This is a genomic window from Spirosoma aureum (assembly GCF_011604685.1).
Taxonomy (GTDB): domain Bacteria; phylum Bacteroidota; class Bacteroidia; order Cytophagales; family Spirosomataceae; genus Spirosoma; species Spirosoma aureum.
Genome location: NZ_CP050063.1, coordinates 3531836 through 3550565, shown reverse-complemented (window position 1 = coordinate 3550565; position 18730 = coordinate 3531836). Strand labels below are relative to the sequence as shown.

At 47.2% G+C, this 18730-nt stretch carries 12 protein-coding genes; 8 read left to right on the top strand and 4 right to left on the bottom strand.

Annotated elements, in window-relative coordinates; genetic code table 11:
- Positions 1–13: 13 nt before the first annotated feature.
- The 3 genes from G8759_RS13855 to G8759_RS13845 all read right to left on the bottom strand — a co-directional run bounded on the left by G8759_RS13855 (position 14) and on the right by G8759_RS13845 (position 2664).
- Positions 14–778 carry a DeoR/GlpR family DNA-binding transcription regulator gene (locus tag G8759_RS13855; RefSeq protein ID WP_167208887.1) on the bottom strand — a complete coding sequence of 255 codons (765 nt, stop codon included), beginning with the start codon at positions 776–778 and terminating at the stop codon, positions 14–16.
- Between the two features lie 187 nt (positions 779–965).
- Positions 966–1310 carry a nuclear transport factor 2 family protein gene (locus G8759_RS13850; RefSeq protein ID WP_167208885.1) on the bottom strand — a complete coding sequence of 115 codons (345 nt, stop codon included), beginning with the start codon at positions 1308–1310 and terminating at the stop codon, positions 966–968.
- Between the two features lie 172 nt (positions 1311–1482).
- A complete protein-coding gene (locus tag G8759_RS13845; RefSeq protein WP_167208883.1) occupies positions 1483–2664 on the bottom strand; it encodes an acyltransferase family protein in 1182 nt (393 codons plus the stop codon).
- A 596-nt stretch (positions 2665–3260) separates the two neighbouring features.
- Here G8759_RS13845 and G8759_RS13840 point away from each other — a divergent pair.
- The 4 genes from G8759_RS13840 to G8759_RS13825 all read left to right on the top strand — a co-directional run bounded on the left by G8759_RS13840 (position 3261) and on the right by G8759_RS13825 (position 10370).
- Entirely contained in the window at positions 3261–6434 is a 3174-nt protein-coding gene (locus G8759_RS13840; protein ID WP_167208880.1) for a SusC/RagA family TonB-linked outer membrane protein, read from the top strand.
- An 18-nt stretch (positions 6435–6452) separates the two neighbouring features.
- Positions 6453–7868 (top strand): RagB/SusD family nutrient uptake outer membrane protein, encoded by a 1416-nt coding sequence (locus G8759_RS13835; RefSeq protein ID WP_167208878.1) that lies wholly within the window; start codon positions 6453–6455, stop codon positions 7866–7868.
- A gap of 196 nt (positions 7869–8064) precedes the next feature.
- Positions 8065–9471, top strand: coding sequence for a glycoside hydrolase family 140 protein (locus tag G8759_RS13830; RefSeq protein WP_167208876.1), 1407 nt, complete (start codon positions 8065–8067; stop codon positions 9469–9471).
- Positions 9468–10370: a glycoside hydrolase family 43 protein gene (locus G8759_RS13825; RefSeq protein WP_167208874.1), complete on the top strand. Its 903-nt coding sequence runs from the start codon at positions 9468–9470 to the stop codon at positions 10368–10370. The genes G8759_RS13830 and G8759_RS13825 overlap by 4 nt, the downstream gene beginning before the upstream one ends.
- Before the next feature lie 42 nt (positions 10371–10412).
- Here the strand turns inward: G8759_RS13825 and G8759_RS13820 are convergent, their stop codons facing one another.
- Positions 10413–11303, bottom strand: coding sequence for an AraC family transcriptional regulator (locus G8759_RS13820; RefSeq protein ID WP_167208872.1), 891 nt, complete (start codon positions 11301–11303; stop codon positions 10413–10415).
- A gap of 536 nt (positions 11304–11839) precedes the next feature.
- On the opposite strand from G8759_RS13820, the gene G8759_RS13815 reads away from it, so the two are divergent.
- The 4 genes from G8759_RS13815 (at position 11840) to G8759_RS13800 (ending at position 18717) form a co-directional block, all read left to right on the top strand.
- Entirely contained in the window at positions 11840–12529 is a 690-nt protein-coding gene (locus G8759_RS13815; RefSeq protein ID WP_167208870.1) for a DUF3826 domain-containing protein, read from the top strand.
- Positions 12530–12617: 88 nt separating this feature from the next.
- On the top strand, positions 12618–15836 hold the full coding sequence (locus G8759_RS13810) for a SusC/RagA family TonB-linked outer membrane protein (RefSeq protein WP_167208868.1): 3219 nt from the start codon (positions 12618–12620) through the stop codon (positions 15834–15836).
- Positions 15837–15851: 15 nt separating this feature from the next.
- Complete coding sequence (locus tag G8759_RS13805; RefSeq protein ID WP_167208866.1) at positions 15852–17627, top strand: RagB/SusD family nutrient uptake outer membrane protein; 1776 nt, start codon at positions 15852–15854, stop codon at positions 17625–17627.
- Between the two features lie 73 nt (positions 17628–17700).
- Entirely contained in the window at positions 17701–18717 is a 1017-nt protein-coding gene (locus tag G8759_RS13800) for a zinc-binding alcohol dehydrogenase family protein (protein ID WP_167208864.1), read from the top strand.
- The last annotated feature ends 13 nt before the right edge of the window (positions 18718–18730 follow it).

Genomic DNA, 18730 nt, shown 5'->3' with positions numbered 1-18730 from the left:
TATATGCTATGAGTCAGGTCGCGATAATCAGTTCGATTTCATTATCGTGAAATACCTGCTTATGCTTCTCTTCAATGCCGGCATCGGTGATGATGTAATCGATGAGAGATAAAGCACCCAAACTGGCAAAGGCGCTTTTGCCAATTTTGGTTGAATCAGCGACCAGATAGGTTGTGTCGGCCGCATCGATCATTGCCTTTTTGACAACTAAGTCGCTGATACTCGGGTAGGTAAGGCCAGATTTGAGCGATATGCCGGCGGTTGCCAGAAACAACTTCTGGACATTGATCCCTCTGAAGAAATCGGCGGCTTTCTGACCGGTTAGCGATAGCGTAGGTGGCTTAAACTCACCGCCCGTCATAATCACTTCAATACCCGGCTCCGCGCCCAGAATCAGCGCGATATTCAGGGCATTGGTGATGACCGTCAGGTTCTTGTAGCCCCGCAGTTTTTTGGCGATTTCGGTAGTGGTCGAACCCGAATCCAGAATAATACTATCGCCACTTTCAATAAATTCCAGGCATTTGGTAGCGATCCGCTCTTTCCTATCGATATTTTCCTGGTTACCCAGCGAAAACGTACGTACCTGATCTTCAACGTTTTTCAGATAGGCTCCGCCATGTTCCTTGGTTACTAATCCGTCCTTTTCCAGCTTCTCCAGATCCTGACGAATCGTAACTTCCGTTACCTTAAAGATTTTAGCCAGATCGATGACCTTAGCGGATCCATCTTCTTTCAATAATTCGAGTATTTTATCCCGACGTTGATTCGGCAGCATAATTCTGGTTTCGTTTCTAAAGTATCCAAAAGTAAGGAAAAGTTTTTTCCCTTTGCTATACTTCGCAAACACAACCAATCAATAGAAAACGGAAGTCGAACCAGTTTTTTCAGCGACGTGCCAACTCCGTGTTTAGTAAGTCATCAGGACCATATGCCGTGCCAAAGCGATAAGCGATCCTGCCAACTCAGTCAATCACCATTTTCATTATTTTTCCCTCTGCGAACGTATATATATGCCTAACCTGATCATCTGCCACCACCTGGCCATCTAAATCGCGGACAACCTGATGGACCTCTACCCCGATTTCTCCGTTTGGCTTGACCTGAAATGCAATGGGAGTTACGTTGGGGTTAAGCTGTTGCCATTGTCGTACCCAATAGGCCCGTACCTCGTCGTGCCCATGTACATACCCTCCCTCCCAGCCATTTGGCCAATCAACATTTGGGTGCATTAAGGCTAACACAGCGTCAATATCCCGGTCATTGAAAGCCCCATAGGCTCGGTTGAGCAGATTCTGATAGTCGTCCATTTATAAAGCAGGGATTATAGTTTCGCACCGGATTCTGGTATCAAAAATAATCCAGCCTTATCATTGGTAAGAGTCGGCGAAAGTTGAGATTATGTGGGATTTTCTTAACAGGACAGCGGCTATTTCAGCCAGCAATATGCCAGTAATAATAACCTGGGGCTACTCAGAATGATTAGAGTATCTGGGCGACAAATGAGCTTCGTCGGGCTAAACGACTACATAACCAACTCAGAATCAAGGCTCCTGAAAAGACAATAAGGAATTTTACGATTACGGGTAAGTCGATGCTTAACAGGACAAACTGTAGCCAGGTAACAAATCCATAATGCACAACATAGATGCCGTATGCATTCGCGGATAAACTGGACCAGCCTTTACTTGGCCGGGTTATCGTTTGTTTAAAGTAGCTCAAACAGGCACTAATACTGGCCAGGCAACTGGCAACAAAGAATAGGTCATACATAAAATAGCCTTCCGTAGCAGATAACTTTCCCTGTCGAACCCAACCCTCTCCCAACCGCGAGATCATGACAAATAGTACATAACAGATCAGGCTCAGCCCAAGCCAAAACGGCCAGCCCTTACCAAAGAGCTTATTCTGTTTAAAAAGATAGTTCTGCCAATCTGTTGCCCCTAAACAACTGCCCACCAGAAAGAACAACCAATAAAACAAAAGCCGGTTTAGCTGAAAATCAAACGGCCCCCAGTGCCCCACCCATGTATATTGGCCTACCCACAGGCTTAAGGGAATCAGGCTAAGGGCAACGAGGGCATAAATTACTGCAAACAGGCGAAATGGGCGTTTGCTCAGGTCGGCGAGCCCGTTGCCAACGGTCAGAAAAAAAGAAGGCCAATAGCTAAAAACAAGCCCTCCGATCCCATCAAACGCTAACAATAGCCAGATAAACCAGGGTGGTCCGACTGGCCATTGCTGGGTACTAATGTAGTCTCGTACAAACGGTACAACATCAATGGAATGCGTCGCTTTATAGAAGGATGGTGCATAGGCCAGTGGAATTAGCAACACTTCAGCAATCAGAAAAGGAACACCCAATCGCATGAATCGATCCCTTAAATACGCATTTACTCCTTTTCTGGCAAGACCCCGGTAGACGAATAAACCGCTAATCAGGAACATCAACGGCATAAAAAACAGGTCATTAAAGCCAATAAAAAAATCCATACCCTTCCACCGATTATCGTCCACAATCGGTGCGGTCGAGTAGATATAATGAGCAGGGTCAAAATGGGCGAATGTTGGATAAGCCAGGGCCGCATGATGAGCGACGACTAACAGGGTAACAAACGAACGTAAATAGTCCAGCCAAATCGCTCGCGCGTTACCATTGCTCATAGATTGTTTCGGGAAGTGATATTGATCCTATCAATGACAATCAAAAATCAGAAAAGATGCATCCTGCTTCCTATTCTCTATACGTTCTGTTTTTTCTACGGTGTTGTCTTACCTGACATTACGGGCGGCTCTGCTACTAAAAATAAAGCGTACCCAGGCATATCCCTAACCAGTAGTTTCAATAAAGTTTACTGACCTTCACACAAAATCATCCTTTACTGATAAAAACAAAAACAAAGGAAACAAAAGGAAATAAATTCTATTGGCTTCCATAATCAATCACTAATCGATTGAAATGAGCAGTTTGTGTTTCAGCCACGACTTTTTAGCGTCACTTAGGCTATTATTTAAGTTGAATTACTCAATAATTTATAGTTTTTCTTAGTCCATCATTAATTTAAAGGTTTTCGATTATAGTTTAATAAGACGCTATCTACCGCTGAAAAGAGGAAATATAGACTTTCGTTTTCTTTCGAATTAAGTGATAGAACAGGAGAGTACAGGAGAGTGGCGTACCTGCATCGGCTTACCTTCACGTATTATTTTTAGTAGTTTTTCATGATTTGATTAGCTAATTTACCGATAACGCTATTGAAATGAACCCTACCCTATCGTTGCCGCGGTCGCTTTTGGCCAGCCTCTTATTTACTTTACTTTGTTTTATTTTCCTTCCAGCTAATGGACAGGTAAAGCCGGTTACTGTAACAGGTAAAATTACGGATGAGAGTGGAAAACCATTACCAGGCGTTTCAGTACTGGTAAAATCGGCAAAGACCGGAACGATCTCCAACCAGGACGGTCTTTACTCGATTGCTACCGATGCAGATGCCATTCTGGTGTTTAGCTCCATTAGTTTCGACTCCCAGGAAATTGCCGTCAGCAATCGTTCGGTCATCGATGTGGGCATGCTGCCATCGAATAAAACGCTGAATGAGGTTGTTGTGGTCGGTTACGGAACTCAGAGCAAACGGGCTATAACCGGAGCTGTGGCATCAGTTGGCTTCAACGAACTGAAAGACCGTTCGTTCAGCAATGTCACTCAGTCACTGGCGGGCAAAATTGCGGGCGTAAACATTACTCAGTCGCAGGGGGCGCCGGGCGTTTCTCCGATTATCCGCATACGGGGTGTTAGTTCCATTACAGCGGGCACGAACCCCTTATTCGTGGTGGATGGCGTTCCGCTCGAAAACTTTAATCTTAACCTGATCAATCCGCAGGATATCGAATCGGTCGATGTGTTGAAAGATGCGTCGTCGGCTGCTATTTATGGATCAAGAGGAGCCAGCGGTGTTATACTTATCACGACTAAATTAGGAAAGCCAGGCAAAACCACCATCAGCGCGGGTTATGAATATGGCACCCAAACGGTAGCGCGGAAAGTTCCGCTGATGAATGCCCAACAGTGGATTGGTTATTACATCGACGCGCACAATAATGCGTGGGTCGATTTGAATCCTGGCGTCAATAAAGCGACTGACCCCAATAGCGTTCGCCCGTCAACGTATCGCATCCCCGACGATTTTATCACCAATCCCCAGCAGTTTGGTAACGGCACCGACTGGCAGGATGTCATGTTTCGGGTGGCTCCGTCGCACAACGCACAGTTGTCGGTTTCGGGCGGAACCGAGAAAACGCAATTTTTATTCTCAGGGGCTTATCTCGATCAGCAGGCAGTTCTGGATCAGAACTATTACAAACGTCTGGCCATTCGCACCAACATCAAACACAAGGTTTCTGACAAGTTTTCGCTTGGTTTGAACCTGGGAGCCACCACTATTTTTGACCGAACAGAAGGTACACAAGGCAAAAGTGACGTGATCAGCCTGGCACAGCAAAGTGACCCTATTTTCCCGGTTTACAATGAAAATGGGAATCTGGGTTATCGCGATCCAAATTCTGTCTGGAATAAATATGTCGCCTACAACGACCTGAATCTCTGGCATCCGTATTCGCTGACCCGGTTTTACCACAAGCAGAACAAATCGTTTAATACGCTCGGAACAGCCTTTGCCGATTATTTTATTACCGACGACCTTAAGTTTCGGACGAGCATCAGCGGTAACCTGTTCAATACCCGGTTGAATTCATATCGCGTTAAAAATCAGGGATATGGTTATTCGGGCCTGCTCCCCGCTGAAGGGAACACCCAGAGCACATACTCGCTGAACTGGCTGTCGGAAAACACCCTGACGTATGACAAGCTGTTTGGCGATCACAGCTTGAATCTGCTGGCCGGTTATTCGGTTCAGAAACAGCGGGATGAGTTTGCAACAGTTACCTCGGGGAGTTTTCCTAATGATCTGGTCGAAACGCTGAATGCCGGTGTCGTAACCAGCGGCTCCAGTACCGCGACCGAATGGTCAATGATTTCGTATCTGGCACGGGCTCAATACAACTACCAGAATAAATATTTCTTTACGGCAGCCATTCGGCGGGATGGTAGCTCTCGATTTGGGGCTGACACGCGTTGGGGTTACTTCCCATCCGTATCGGCAGGCTGGCTGATTTCGGACGAGACGTTTATGAAAAATATCAAATTCGTTTCCAGCCTGAAACTACGCGCCAGCTATGGTGTAGCGGGTAACAACCAGATTCCCAACTACGGCGCGATCAGCCTGCTCGGTTCGTCCAACTACGTATCTGGCTCAGCGTTAGCGTCGGGCCTTACCATTGGCAACATCGCCAATACGAACCTGAAATGGGAACGGACCAACCAGTTGAACATTGGTATCGATCTGCGAATGCTGAACGATCGCATAGGGGTTTCGGCCGAATTTTACAATTCGGTTACCCGCGATATGCTGCTGAACGTACCGATACCCGACATTTCGGGCTTTTCGACGCAGCTGACCAACATTGGCCGGATGCAGAACCGGGGGATTGAACTCAATCTGAACACCAAAAATACAACTGGCAAATTACTATGGACGACAGATTTCAATTTCAGCATTAACCGCAACAAAGTGTTGCAATTAGGGCCTGGCAATGCACCGATCATCTACACCGATTTCGTCGTAGCGGTGAAAACCGAAGTTGGCCAGCCGATCTCGAATTTCTACGGCTATGTTGTCGATGGTGTCTTTAAAAACCAGGCAACTGTCGATGCGGCACCGCACTATAGCTCCACAAAACCCGGCGATCCGATTATTCGGGACGTGAACGGTGACGGAAAAATTACCCCGGACGACCGCACTACCTTAGGGAACTACCAGCCTGACTTCATTGCTGGTCTTACAAACACGTTCTCTTACAAAGGCTTCGATTTTTCATTCATGCTCCAGGGTTCGTATGGGGGTGAAATTGTGAATCAGAACTTCCGCTATTTAGGGTTCTGGAACAATGGTCGCAACATGTTCGCCAATGTCGATAATCGCTGGCGGTCAGAATCAGATCCGGGCGATGGCAAGCACTTTCGGGCAACGCTCGGCCTGACGGGTTTGCAGGATCAGTTCCATAGTCTTTGGGTTGAAGATGCATCGTTCACGCGTCTGAAAAACATCCGCATCTCATACACCCTGCCCGCGTCGCTTACCAGCAAAACGCCGTTTAAAGTTACCCGGTTGTACGTGAATGCAGAAAACGTTTACCTGTGGAGCAAATACACCAATTACGACCCTGAAAACACGACCTACGGAGCCAGCAACTACGCCAGTGGCGGCAACGGGCTGAATGCGTCAGGAAACGCGCCCAACGGTGCTTTTATCGGAGTTGATTACGGGTCGTATCCATTACCACGCGTTGTTACAGTCGGGCTTAAGGTTGATTTTTAGTTAGTTAAAAGCGAACTCATGAAAGCGATAAAACATACTCTAACCCTCTTCTGCATCTGGCTACTGGCATCAGGCTGCAAGGAATCGTTTCTGAATTTAACGCCGATCTCCAACCCTACGGCCGATAATTTCAAAACCCAGGATGATTTCGAACTGGCAGTCAATGCGGCTTATGCCTCACTCTACACGGTTTACCACCCTGAAGGATCGGTCTCGTATGCGAACGAGCAAATGAGCGATAATGCCATCGTGTTTAATATCTCAGGGATTCAGGCCGATAAGTGGCAGTTTAAAGATTACAGCCTGGCCACGTCCAACACCATGGTTTATCAGTTCTGGCAGGAATACTACAAGGCCATTTTCAACGCTAACATTGTCCTGGACAAAATTGAAGGCGCGAATCTGGCCACTCCCTACAAAGAAGGGGTCAAAGCCCAGATGATGTTCTTACGGGGATTGTACTATTTTAACATGGTCCAGCTTTGGGGTGATGTACCCATCGTAACGACACCCCTCACCGGCGAAGACAGTTATAAAGTGCTACGTTCTCCACAAGCTGCCGTTTATGATCAGATCAAAAAAGACCTCATTTATGCGGCCGAAAAACTGCCATTAGCTACAGCTATCACCATTCCTGGCCGGGTTTCAAAAGGAGCTGCGCAGACCTTGCTTGGAAAAGTGTATTTGACACTAGGAGATAAAGCCTCAGCCGCAACCGTACTGAAAGAAGTGTATAACAGCAACCAGTATTCGTTGCTGCCCAATTATGCCGATTTGTGGGGTCCGAACGTAAAAAACACGAAAGAATCTATTTTCGAGATTCAGTATCTGGGCGGAAATGCTTCAGCACCCTTTAGCCGGTATTACCAGACGTTTTACCCCAACAACAATTTTCTGGGCTTTTACGGTGGGGGCATGAATCAGGTTACGGACGATTTGTACAATGAATACGAAACGGGCGATACCCGCCGGGATGTTTCGATTGCGCTTGGCTACAACAACTCCGGGACGTTCATTAATCAGAAATACCCGATCAAATGGACCGACACGAAAGCCACTCAGGTTGGTGGTAACCCACTGGCTAACAACAACTTTATGGTTTTACGTTATGCTGATGTGCTGTTGCTGTTGACCGAAGCAACGGGCGACGCAACCTACCTCAATCTGGTACGGACACGGGCCAAACTGCCCAAATACGGCGATGCAACGTATCCATCGGCAAAATACGCGTCCCTTGATTTAGCCATCGAACACGAGCGTCGTACGGAATTAGCCATTGAATTCAACCGCTGGTTCGATCTGAAGCGAACAAACCGGGCGATTCCGGTGCTAACGGGAAAAGGCAAAGCCATTAATCAGAATAAACTATTATGGCCGATTCCGCAGATTGTTCGCTCACAAAATGACGCCATAACCCAGAATGCAGGGTATTGACAGTAGGCAATTGGAATTTTGATTAACGGTAGAGAACTGGCGTTAGCCCCCGTTCACCAGCTACTAGCCCTTCGCTTCCCGAAAGTTTAAAACTTTCGGGAAGTTCTATTTTTAGGCCATACAGGATTGATAAAATCATACAAACCGCCGAAAAAATCATACACATTACCGCCCTCAAAAAGCCCATTCTTTGTAAATGCTAAATTTAATAATCAAACGAACCTTCTTTTTTATTCTCGTAGCAGCCACACTGGTTGCCTGTAGCCCAACCGAAAAAGAGTTGGAAGCAAGTCGGCTTCTTGTTACATCGAATGGCCGATTCCTATCCACCAGTGACAACAAACCCTTCTTCTGGCTGGGTGATACAGGCTGGTTATTGTTCAGCCGGTTAAAGCGGGAAGAAGTCGAGACGTATCTGGAAAACAGAAAGCAAAAGGGCTTTAATGTCATTCAGGTAATGGTATTGCATACCCTTGCAGCCGCCAATGCCTATGGCGACTCGGCATTGATCGATCGGAATGTTGCCTCACCATTGGTTACTGAAGGTGATTCGTTTAGTGATAGCCTGGCCTATGACTACTGGGACCATGTCGACTTTGTCATTGATAAAGCGGCCGAAAAGGGTATCTATATGGCACTGGTTCCCGTTTGGGGTAACAATGTAAAAAAAGGCGGTGTGAATCAGCCGCAAGCCAAAACGTTTGCTGAATTTTTAGCCAATCGCTACAAAAACCGACCAAATATCATCTGGCTGAATGGCGGAGATATTAAAGGGAGCGATTCGCTGGATGTCTGGAAAACTATCGGCCGAACCATCAACCAGATCGATTCAACACATTTAATCACGTTTCATCCGCGTGGTCGATCGTCCTCGTCGGAGTGGTTCCACAACGAAGACTGGCTGGATTTCAACATGATCCAGTCCGGCCATAAGACGTATGCCCAGGATACGGCAGCAAACGAAACATTGCATTACGGCGAAGACAACTGGCGGTACATTCAGGCTGATCTAGCCCTGAAACCACTCAAACCGACTATCGATGGTGAGCCCTCGTATGAAGGTATTCCGCACGGACTGCACGATGTTAACCTCCCCCGCTGGACGGCCGATGATGTGCGCCGATACGGTTACTGGTCTGTGCTGGCAGGGGCGTTTGGCTACACCTATGGGCATAATTCGGTGATGCAGATGTATAAGCTGGGCGATAAGGATACCTCGTTTGGCCCCCTCGAAACCTGGGACAAAGCCATTGATGCCCCCGGAGCCGGACAGATGATTCATCTGAAAAATCTGCTGCTCGCTTACTCCTTTTTCGACCGTGTTCCCGACCAGTCACTGATCGCCAATCAGGGCAGTCGGTATGACTATCTGGTCGCCAGCCGTGGTCCGGATTACGCCTTGGTTTACACCTATACGGGTCGAAACATCAGGCTAAGCATGGGTAAACTTCCGGGCGATACAGTAGTTGCCTCATGGTTCAATCCACGAGATGGAAAAACAGTCTCAATCGGCGATGTATCGAACAATGGTATTCAGGAATTTAACCCACCCGCCGAACCCAAAGCAGGCAATGATTGGGTCTTAGTCATTCAGAAAAAATGAACCGGATCATCTGTTTACTCTTCATTACCCTGTTCTTCTGCTCCTGCTCGAAGAGCGTCTATCTGTTTAGTTCGTTTCATGAGCCAGCCAACGAAGGGCTTCGATTGCTCTACAGTCATGATGGCTATAAATGGACAGACCTCAATCACACGTATCTGAAGCCCGAAATTGGTAATCAGAAAGTCATGCGCGACCCGTCGATTGCGCAGGGGAAAGATGGGACATTTCATCTGGTCTGGACGAGCAGTTGGAAGGACGACAAAGGGTTTGGTTACGCCAGTTCAAACGATCTGATTCACTGGTCGGCAGAGCAGTTCATACCGGTTATGGAACACGAGCCGACAACGGTAAATGTGTGGGCGCCCGAACTGTTTTATGATTACAAAGCTGACCAGTTTGTCATCATCTGGGCGTCAACGATCCCAAATCGGTTTGAGCGGGGTATTGAGGACGAGAAGAATAACCATCGCATGTATTACACGACCACGAAAGATTTCAAAACCTTCGCGCCGACCAAGCTCTTTCTCGACCCTAAATTCAGTGTGATCGATGCGGTAATTGTAAAACGTAAAGCGGCCGATTATGTCCTGGTTCTGAAAGACAATACCCGTCCGGAGCGGAACCTGAAAGTAGCCTTTGGCAACAGCGCAACCGGGCCCTTTACCAATGTATCGGAACCGTTCACGAAGAAATTTACCGAAGGCCCATCCGTGGCTAAAGTTGGTAACAACTGGCTAATTTATTTTGACTCGTATCAGGACAAAAAGTATGGTGCTGTAAAAACCGCTGATTTCAAAACCTTCACGGACGTTTCCACCCAAACGTCAATTCCGGAAGGCCATAAGCATGGCACCATTTTCAAGGTAAAAAAGCGTGTTTTGAAGGCATTGTTGAAATAAAATCGATTGGTTGTCATGTCTACTGAATGACAACCAATCGACTCAGGCGACCAAAACACGGCCTTTATTCAAATATTTACGCTTGTATTCCAGCGGTGTCAGTCCCGTCACTTTTTTGAAGTGGCGGTAAAAATTCGACACGTTATTGAAGCCGCAATCGAAACAGATCACTTCGGTTGGCGTTTTATCTTCAATTAAAGCCCGGCAGGCATGACTAATTCGTATTTCAATCAAAAAGTCATAATACGTCTTATTGGTCATCAATTTAAAATACCGGCAAAATGACGTAACACTTAAATTGCTGATAGCCGAAATTTCCTCCAGTGTGATATCTTTTTTATAATTTGTTAGCGTATAGTTACAAACCTTATTCAGCCGGAGTGTATCGGTTTCATTGGACTGATAAAATTCGGCCCGGCCGCTAACAATCATCTCGTATTCATCGGTTTCAGCCAGCGTCTTAAGAATTGAGAGCAGAATGATAATTTTATCAAGATTAGTGGCGTGCACGGCCTGGCGCATTAGCTCAACAAGTTTTTGATTTGTTTTGCCGGTAATAACCATGCCGCTCTTGGCTTTTTCGTAGAGCTTGGGAATTAAATAAGCCTCCGGTAATTTCAGCAAATGTTCACCTAAACAATCCGGCAAAAATTGAATAACGATAACTTCAATTGCTAAATCCGGATCGTTGTGAAAATATTGTTCATTACTGCGCCAGGTATGCGGCAAATTTTCACCGACCAATACAATTTCACCGTGCGAGAAATTGCTGATTTTATCACCAATAAATCGGACGCCTTCCCCCTTGACAATATAATGCAGTTCAAGCTCAGGATGGTAATGCCATATATTCTTAAAATGCGGTAATGTATCATGTCGAACCGTAAACGAGCTCTCCAGTTTTACGGTCACTTTTCGAAATAATGGCTTCATACTAGTAACAAATAAGATTCAGTGCCGTTGACAGCTATTCCTGTTGATTTTCACTGATAAATCATTCAAAATAAACGCTAAAAACAATTCAAAGCTACAACCGGCTTTCCTTCGGGACAAGCTACTTACGATTATAGAAGCAGTTCGTCCGGCTTATTCACTGAACTGCTATTGATCAGAAATAAGTAAATATCACCACCGGCAAAGTCGCTCACTATCTGTCTGGTTTCAACGTAGTAACCTCATTAGAGCGTGTCTGAGCTGAAAGTTACCCTTCTATTAGTATATAAACGAAAGAACCTGAATTATTCATATTTGTTCTATGATAATTTCCTACAATAAATTGACAAAAAAATGCAGTTGTAGCCCTATAATGTACTATATTTTTGTACTGTATTATAGAAAAGTATAGTTTAATATAGGTTTTTCCTGTTTTTAAGGCGCATTTAGTAAGGCACACCTGATCGATTAATGGCAGATCTTATGCCCGGTAAGGCAAATTAACTTACGTAGTTTCTGACTCTAAATTTGCACAAATGACTAGCACGTTGAAGGGCTTCCTGACTGTGGTTATTACCTGTATCGTTGCTATAGGTTCAGCGTTGGGGCAGCAACAGACCCCCGAAAGTAAAGAAGCAGTCTACACACGGGTGATCAACGAACGGGCCGCTAAGATTGTAGCAGGTCTTGGCATCACCGACGAGCGGGCTTCGGCGCATGTTCAACAAACAATTACTCAGCAATATCGAAGTCTTAATGCGATTCACGAAAGCCGGAAAGAGGCACTCAATACCCTCAAAAGTATAACGGAGAAAGAAACCGCAGAAGCTGAAAAAAATAAAATTGAAGCGGAGTCAATGGATAAGCTAAAAAAATTACATGATGCGTACTTATCGAAGCTGGCAGCCGATTTAAATCCGACACAGGTCGAGAAAGTAAAAGATGGAATGACCTATGGTGTTTTGCCGCTGACGTATAAAGGGTATCAGTCGATGTTACCGGATTTAACCGATACCCAAAAAACTCAAATACTTGCTTATTTAACCGAAGCCCGTGAACTGGCGATGGATGCCGAATCATCCGAGAAAAAACACGCCGTTTTTGGAAAATATAAAGGCCGGATCAATAACTTTTTATCAGCGGCTGGAATAGACATGAAAAAAGCAAGTAAAGAGTGGGAAGAACGCATTGCAAAAGAGGCTGAAAATCCGAAAAAACAAGGGTAATTTTTGCTATATTTTTCGGGTATTTTTTTACTTTTCCCCTACTCAACTATCCTGCTTTTCCCTAAACTTTTTAATTAAACCAATCACCATGACTTTGGCTTTACGAACGCAAAAACTCTTCAGCAGCACCCTAAAACTGGCTTGTGCACTAATGCTGGGATTGGTTACGGAAGAAGTCTGTTACGCAGAAAAAGGCCGGGCGGGTCTATTTATGGGTTCGCCTGAATGGATAGCACCCCTGGAAAATGTTACCGGTACCGTTAAAGATGCGAAAGGCGATCCCTTACCTGGCGTCAACGTGTTGATCAAAGGCACCAAAACCGGTACCGTTACCGACATAAAAGGCACATTCAGGCTGAACCTGCCCAAAGGGAATGAAACCTTAATTTTCAGCTATATCGGTTTCAAAACGCAGGAAGTTCCGGTAAGTGGGCAGACTACGTTTACCGTTCAGTTAGAGGAAGATGCAGCTGCCTTGGGCGAAGTCGTTGTTGTCGGCTATGGCGTACAGAAAAAAGTAAGCCTGACAGGAGCCGTTGCATCGGTCGACATGAAAGCGGTGCAGGATCTGCCGGTCAATAACCTATCAGCCGTACTGGCAGGTCAGTTACCTGGCGTTGGTGTTTCGGGTGGTACGAGTCGCCCCGGCGATAATGCCCAGATTACGGTTCGTAACCCAATTATCCTCTCCAAAGATGGCGGAACGCTTCAACCGCTCTATGTCATCGATAACGTAGTCAGATCGTCTGATGATTTCAATGCACTCGATGTATCGGAAGTGGATGCGATTTCAGTGTTGAAAGATGCCGCTGCCGCTATTTACGGAGCCCGTTCTAATCAGGGCGTTGTTGTCGTTACAACCAAACGCGGGAAAGCCGGGACGCCTAAATTCAGTTATAGTGGCTCAACGGGTATTTCCAATGCAACGCTGCCCAAAATGATGAATGGGGTTCAGCAGGCGACCTACCTGAATGACCTGAACTACGCAGCCGGAAAACCGGCGACCGATCCGCTCATCTACACACCCGACGAACTAGCTTATTTCAAGGACAACAATACGGATTGGTTACGTAAGGCCTGGCAGCAGTCGACCGTTGTGCGTCATGCCCTCAACGTAAGTGGAGGAAACGATAAAGCAACCTATTTTGCCGGGGCCAGCTACAACGCTCAGGACGCTAACTTTGACAACATCAATACCAACAAGTGGACATTCCGGGCAAGTGCTGATATGCAGGTAACGAAAGGCCTCAAAGCAGCTCTTTCATTGAGCAGCTACATTGGTAACAAACGCATGTACTACCTGAAGCAGGGTGGCGAAAACTCGGAGAACGACATGAAGGGCCTTCTCTATACCCCTCAGTTTGCACCACCTTATGTGAATGGCTTACCGGTTCTGTTATCTAATTCCGGCAACACGAATACCATCGATGCCTTTAATTTCTTCGAGGTTCAGAATTCAAACAACTATACCCAGACCAAAAGCACGGGGCTGAACGTAACCGCGAATCTGGACTATGAAATTCCATTCGTAAAAGGGCTGAAAGCCCGCGTTCTCTACAGCCGCACGTTCGATAATAGCTTTGGGAAGCAGTATGGCACTAAATACAACGTGTATAGTTTCTCGATGCTGGGCGACCATAAGCACATTTACGGGGGAGATGTCATCAAAACAACGTCGCTCAACAATGGCGACCGCGTCCGAATCAATCCAGGCTATATTGATACCTACCAATTCAACGGCTATCTGAACTACGATCGTCAGTTCGGCAAGCATCAGGTAACGGCTATCGCTTTCTTCGAGCAGGCCGAAACCCACGCCGACAATGTACAGGCTATGGCTGAGGGAGTCATCATCGGTGGCCTCGACAACATGCGGTACGCGACTGGTACCCAAACAACCTCAGAAACAGAGTCGGAAACAGGGTTCCTGTCTTATGCCGGTCGGGTCAACTACAACTACGCCAACAAATACCTGTTTGAAACAGCCATTCGCTACGATGCTTCGACCAACTTCGCCCCTGAATATCGCTGGGGATTATTTCCATCCTTCTCGCTTGGATGGGTTATATCGGAGGAGCGGTTCTTTCGGGATAATGTCCGCTGGATTGACTTCCTGAAACTGCGTGGTTCACTGGGCTTTCTGGGCGGTGATGCGACAAAAGCCTATAACTGGCTGACCAGCTACTCGATTCAGCAGGGGAAAGGTGCCGTATTTGGCGGCAATGCAGACCGACCACTGGTTGTGACACCCAACAACTCGATGGCTAACCGTCAGGCTCGCTGGGACGACAATACGAAATACAACGTCGGTATCGACGCTCAATTCCTGAAAAATAGGCTGTCGGTTACGCTTGATGCCTTCTATGACCACCGCTACAACATGCTGACCACGTTAAGCTCGTCAGTGCCTTTACTGGTTGGCGCTACCCTACCCTCCGAAAACTACGCGACTGTAAATGGATTCGGAACGGAGATTTCGCTGGGCTGGAATGATAAAATCGGGAGCGACTGGTCCTATAAAGTCAATACCTTCTTTACCTGGAATGACAACAAGCAGGTGCTGGTCGATGTTGATCGGGGCAAAATTGGTACGTACTTAGATCCAACCGGAAAATCGAATGATATGGGTGTGCTGGGCTACCATTACCTGGGTATGTTCAGAACGCAACAGGATGTTGATCAATATCTGGAAAAGAATCCGGGCTATACCCTCTTTGGTGCTGCTCCCAAACCAGGCATGCTTTATTATCAGGATGTCAGGGGGCCGAAAGATGCGTCGGGGCAGTTCACCGCACCGGATGGGAAAATTACCGATGCCGATTTAGACTACCTGACCAAAAAAGCCAACAATCACTACAGCATTGGATTTAATTTCTCGGCTTCGTATAAAAACTTCTCGCTGGCAGCTGTGATCGGCGGTTCGTTTGGCGGCCAGTCAATGGTAGAAGGAACCGCCCGGGCACAAGGAACACTCACGTCGAATCGTCCGGTATTCTGGGCTGATCACTGGACACCCGAGAATCCGAATGCGGCTTACCCAAGCCCGTATTATAAGGACACCTACACGGTCGATTCGCAATTCTGGTACGTCAGCTCTACCCAACTGTCGGTCCGAAATCTAAACCTTTCCTATGGGCTGCCGGCTGCTCTGGCCAGCAAACTAAAGCTAAGCAGTGTGCGTGCTTATCTGGTAGCGACAAACCCGCTTAATCTGTATAATCCATACAGCTGGAAATCCTACTCGGGCAATTTCGATTCCTATCCCATGCTGCGGTCGTTTTCACTGGGCCTGAATCTTGGTTTGTAAACCCCATCCGATATCATGAAACTTTCCAATAAACTACTCGTCGCTTTCTGTTCATCGCTCCTGCTGACAAGCTGCATGGACGTGCTCGATAAAACGGATCTGGGTTCAACACAGGGGTCACTGATCTTTAAAGATTCGATGCTGACCCAGATGAACCTCGATTTCATCTACGATCAAAATCTGCCCGCTCCAATCGGAAGTTTGGGGCCGGAGCCACTCGGGATTAGCGGTCTGTCAGACGAATCGTATGGCGAAAGCAAAATCCTTCAGGGAACCCTGCTGATCAATGAAATTGGCGATTTTGGTACTGCCCTCAAGGCCGATAACAACTACGGTAAGATTCGGGTCATCAACATGTTCCTGAATGATGTAAAAGCAGGGCCGCTACCACAATACACCAAGAATAAGCTTCGGGCGCAGGCGCAGTTTTTTCGGGCATGGCGCTATTTCGATCTCGTTCGTTTATACGGTGGAGTTCCATTGGTCTTAACGCCACTGGCGGCCGTTGGTGTCGAAGCCAAGCAGCTTGATTTTTTGCCCAGAAACACCACGGCCGAAACGTTTGCACAGATTGTTAAAGATCTGGATTCGACCATAGCGTCGGTGCCGGGCCGCTGGACCACTGCCAACGATTGGGGCCGGGTTACAAAGGGCACTGCTGCTGCCTTGAAAGGCCGGGCACTATTGTATGCTGCCAGCCCACAGTTCAACCCAACCGACGATCAGGCCCGATGGCAAGCCTCCTATGATGCCAACAAGCAGGCTTACGATCTGCTAACCGCCAATGGCTATGGTCTGCATGCGTCGTTCGATCAGCTATGGTTTCAGGAAGTCAACAATCCGGAAGCTGTTTTTCTGACTGGCTATAATACAGCAACCGGCACTCAAACGGCCAAAAGCAACGGCTACGATAACAGCACACGCCCATCGTATGCCGGAACGGCTGGCGGCTCCAATCAGCCGTCGTGGGAAATGGTCAAAGCGTTTCCAATGCTGGATGGCAAAAAGCCGGGTGAGTCAACGAAATACACCTACTCCGAACAATTGTTCTATAAAAACCGTGATCCGCGATTTGATAAAACGATCGCTTATAACGGCGCAAACTGGCCATTAAATGGCAACACGGCCTATAAGGTTTGGACCTATTATGTAGGCGGCAAAACCATCGAATCGAAAGCGTCCAACACCGGATTTTATACCCGTAAAGCCATAAACCCTTCGGTCAGCACGGGTGATGCTCAGTATTCGGGAACCGACTGGATCGAGATTCGCTTTGCCGAAGTGCTGCTAAACCTGGCCGAAAGCGCTGTTGGGATCAATAAACTCGACGAAGCTTATACGCAACTCAAAGCCGTCCGCAAACGGGCGGGAATTGAAGCAGGTACCGATGGTTTATACGGTCTGAAAGCCAACATGTCCCGTGCCGAACTCTTCGATGCCATTCTGTACGAACGGCAAATTGAATTTGCGTTTGAAGGCAAACGATTCTGGGATTTACGTCGCTGGAAGCTGATCGAAAAAACGTTGAACGGAACCCGTAGAACCGGCGTTACGATCAATCTGAAAACAACGGGTGTTCCGTCTGATTTTGCGACCAATCGCGACAATGTCAATCTGGATGTAGCCTACACCAACTACTTTACACTGGCGTTCAAACAGCTCGACACGAAGTATTCAATCGCCTGGAAACCAGAATACTACTTCTTTGCAATACCCCAATCCGCCATCGATAACAACCCTAAATTAATTCAGAATACTACCTGGGGTGGCGCATTCGATCCGCTGAAATAAAATAGAATAGGTTGGTTTGTTTTCTAATCGGTAGCATTGCCTGTTGGCAGTGCTACCCTCTTTTATACGCGCGATGAAAACGTTAGTTTGTACCACTCCCGGTCAACTGGACTACCAACAGGGTGTAAAACCTAAACCGGCTCCCGGAAGAGCCATCATTGATATCCGGCGAATCGGGATATGCGGCACGGATCTACACGCTTACGAGGGTACACAGCCGTTTTTTGCGTATCCACGAATTTTGGGCCACGAGCTGGCGGGCGAACTTGTTGAGGCCGATGATGCTCCGGGTTTCCGGCCGGGCGAGCGGGTTACAATCATTCCTTATTTTCACTGTGGCCGTTGCATTGCCTGTCGATCCGGCAAACCGAATTGCTGCACGCAGATGAAGGTCAGCGGTGTTCATATCGACGGTGGCATGGCCGAATACCTGTCTGTTCCGTCTTATTCACTGGTGCATGGTCAGGGCTTGACTTTCGATGAACTGGCTTTGGTAGAGCCACTGGCCATTGGTGCCCACGGTGTTTGGCGAGCAGGTATTGAACCCGGCGAATTCGTGCTGGTGATCGGAGCTGGCCCCATCGGTTTAGGCATTATGGAGTTTGCCCAAATCGCGGGTGGTCGGGTTATTGCCATGGATATCAACGGCTCCAGGCTCGCTTTTTGCCGGGATAAACTCCACATTAACTATACCGTTAATGCCAGTTCGGACTCGGTTGCTGAACAACTTCATGCCATCACAAACGGTGATATGCCGACTGTGGTTATTGATGCGACGGGGAGCCGACATGCGATCAATAATTCCTTTCGGTTTATGGCACATGGGGCACGTTATGTGCTGGTCGGCCTCCAGAAAGGTGATATCTCCTTCAGCCATCCAGAGTTTCACAAGCGTGAAGCAACACTCATGAGCAGCCGGAATGCAACCCGCGCCGACTTCGAACACGTAATTTCCTGTATGCAAAAAGGGCTGGTTAATCCCACAACGTACATTACGCATCGCGTTGATTTTGGTCAGGTGAAAGACAGTTTCGAAACCTGGCTCAATCCAACTACCGGCGTTATTAAAGCCATGGTAGAACTTGACTGATTGCTATACTCAA

Bases quoted from the DNA above. Each gene is read 5' to 3' on its own strand.
- G8759_RS13855 (WP_167208887.1), bottom strand. From the start codon at position 778: ATGCTGCCGAATCAACGTCGGGATAAAATACTCGAATTATTGAAAGAA.
- G8759_RS13850 (WP_167208885.1), bottom strand. From the start codon at position 1,310: ATGGACGACTATCAGAATCTGCTCAACCGAGCCTATGGGGCTTTCAAT.
- G8759_RS13845 (WP_167208883.1), bottom strand. From the start codon at position 2,664: ATGAGCAATGGTAACGCGCGAGCGATTTGGCTGGACTATTTACGTTCG.
- G8759_RS13840 (WP_167208880.1), top strand. From the start codon at position 3,261: ATGAACCCTACCCTATCGTTGCCGCGGTCGCTTTTGGCCAGCCTCTTA.
- G8759_RS13835 (WP_167208878.1), top strand. From the start codon at position 6,453: ATGAAAGCGATAAAACATACTCTAACCCTCTTCTGCATCTGGCTACTG.
- G8759_RS13830 (WP_167208876.1), top strand. From the start codon at position 8,065: ATGCTAAATTTAATAATCAAACGAACCTTCTTTTTTATTCTCGTAGCA.
- G8759_RS13825 (WP_167208874.1), top strand. From the start codon at position 9,468: ATGAACCGGATCATCTGTTTACTCTTCATTACCCTGTTCTTCTGCTCC.
- G8759_RS13820 (WP_167208872.1), bottom strand. From the start codon at position 11,303: ATGAAGCCATTATTTCGAAAAGTGACCGTAAAACTGGAGAGCTCGTTT.
- G8759_RS13815 (WP_167208870.1), top strand. From the start codon at position 11,840: ATGACTAGCACGTTGAAGGGCTTCCTGACTGTGGTTATTACCTGTATC.
- G8759_RS13810 (WP_167208868.1), top strand. From the start codon at position 12,618: ATGACTTTGGCTTTACGAACGCAAAAACTCTTCAGCAGCACCCTAAAA.
- G8759_RS13805 (WP_167208866.1), top strand. From the start codon at position 15,852: ATGAAACTTTCCAATAAACTACTCGTCGCTTTCTGTTCATCGCTCCTG.
- G8759_RS13800 (WP_167208864.1), top strand. From the start codon at position 17,701: ATGAAAACGTTAGTTTGTACCACTCCCGGTCAACTGGACTACCAACAG.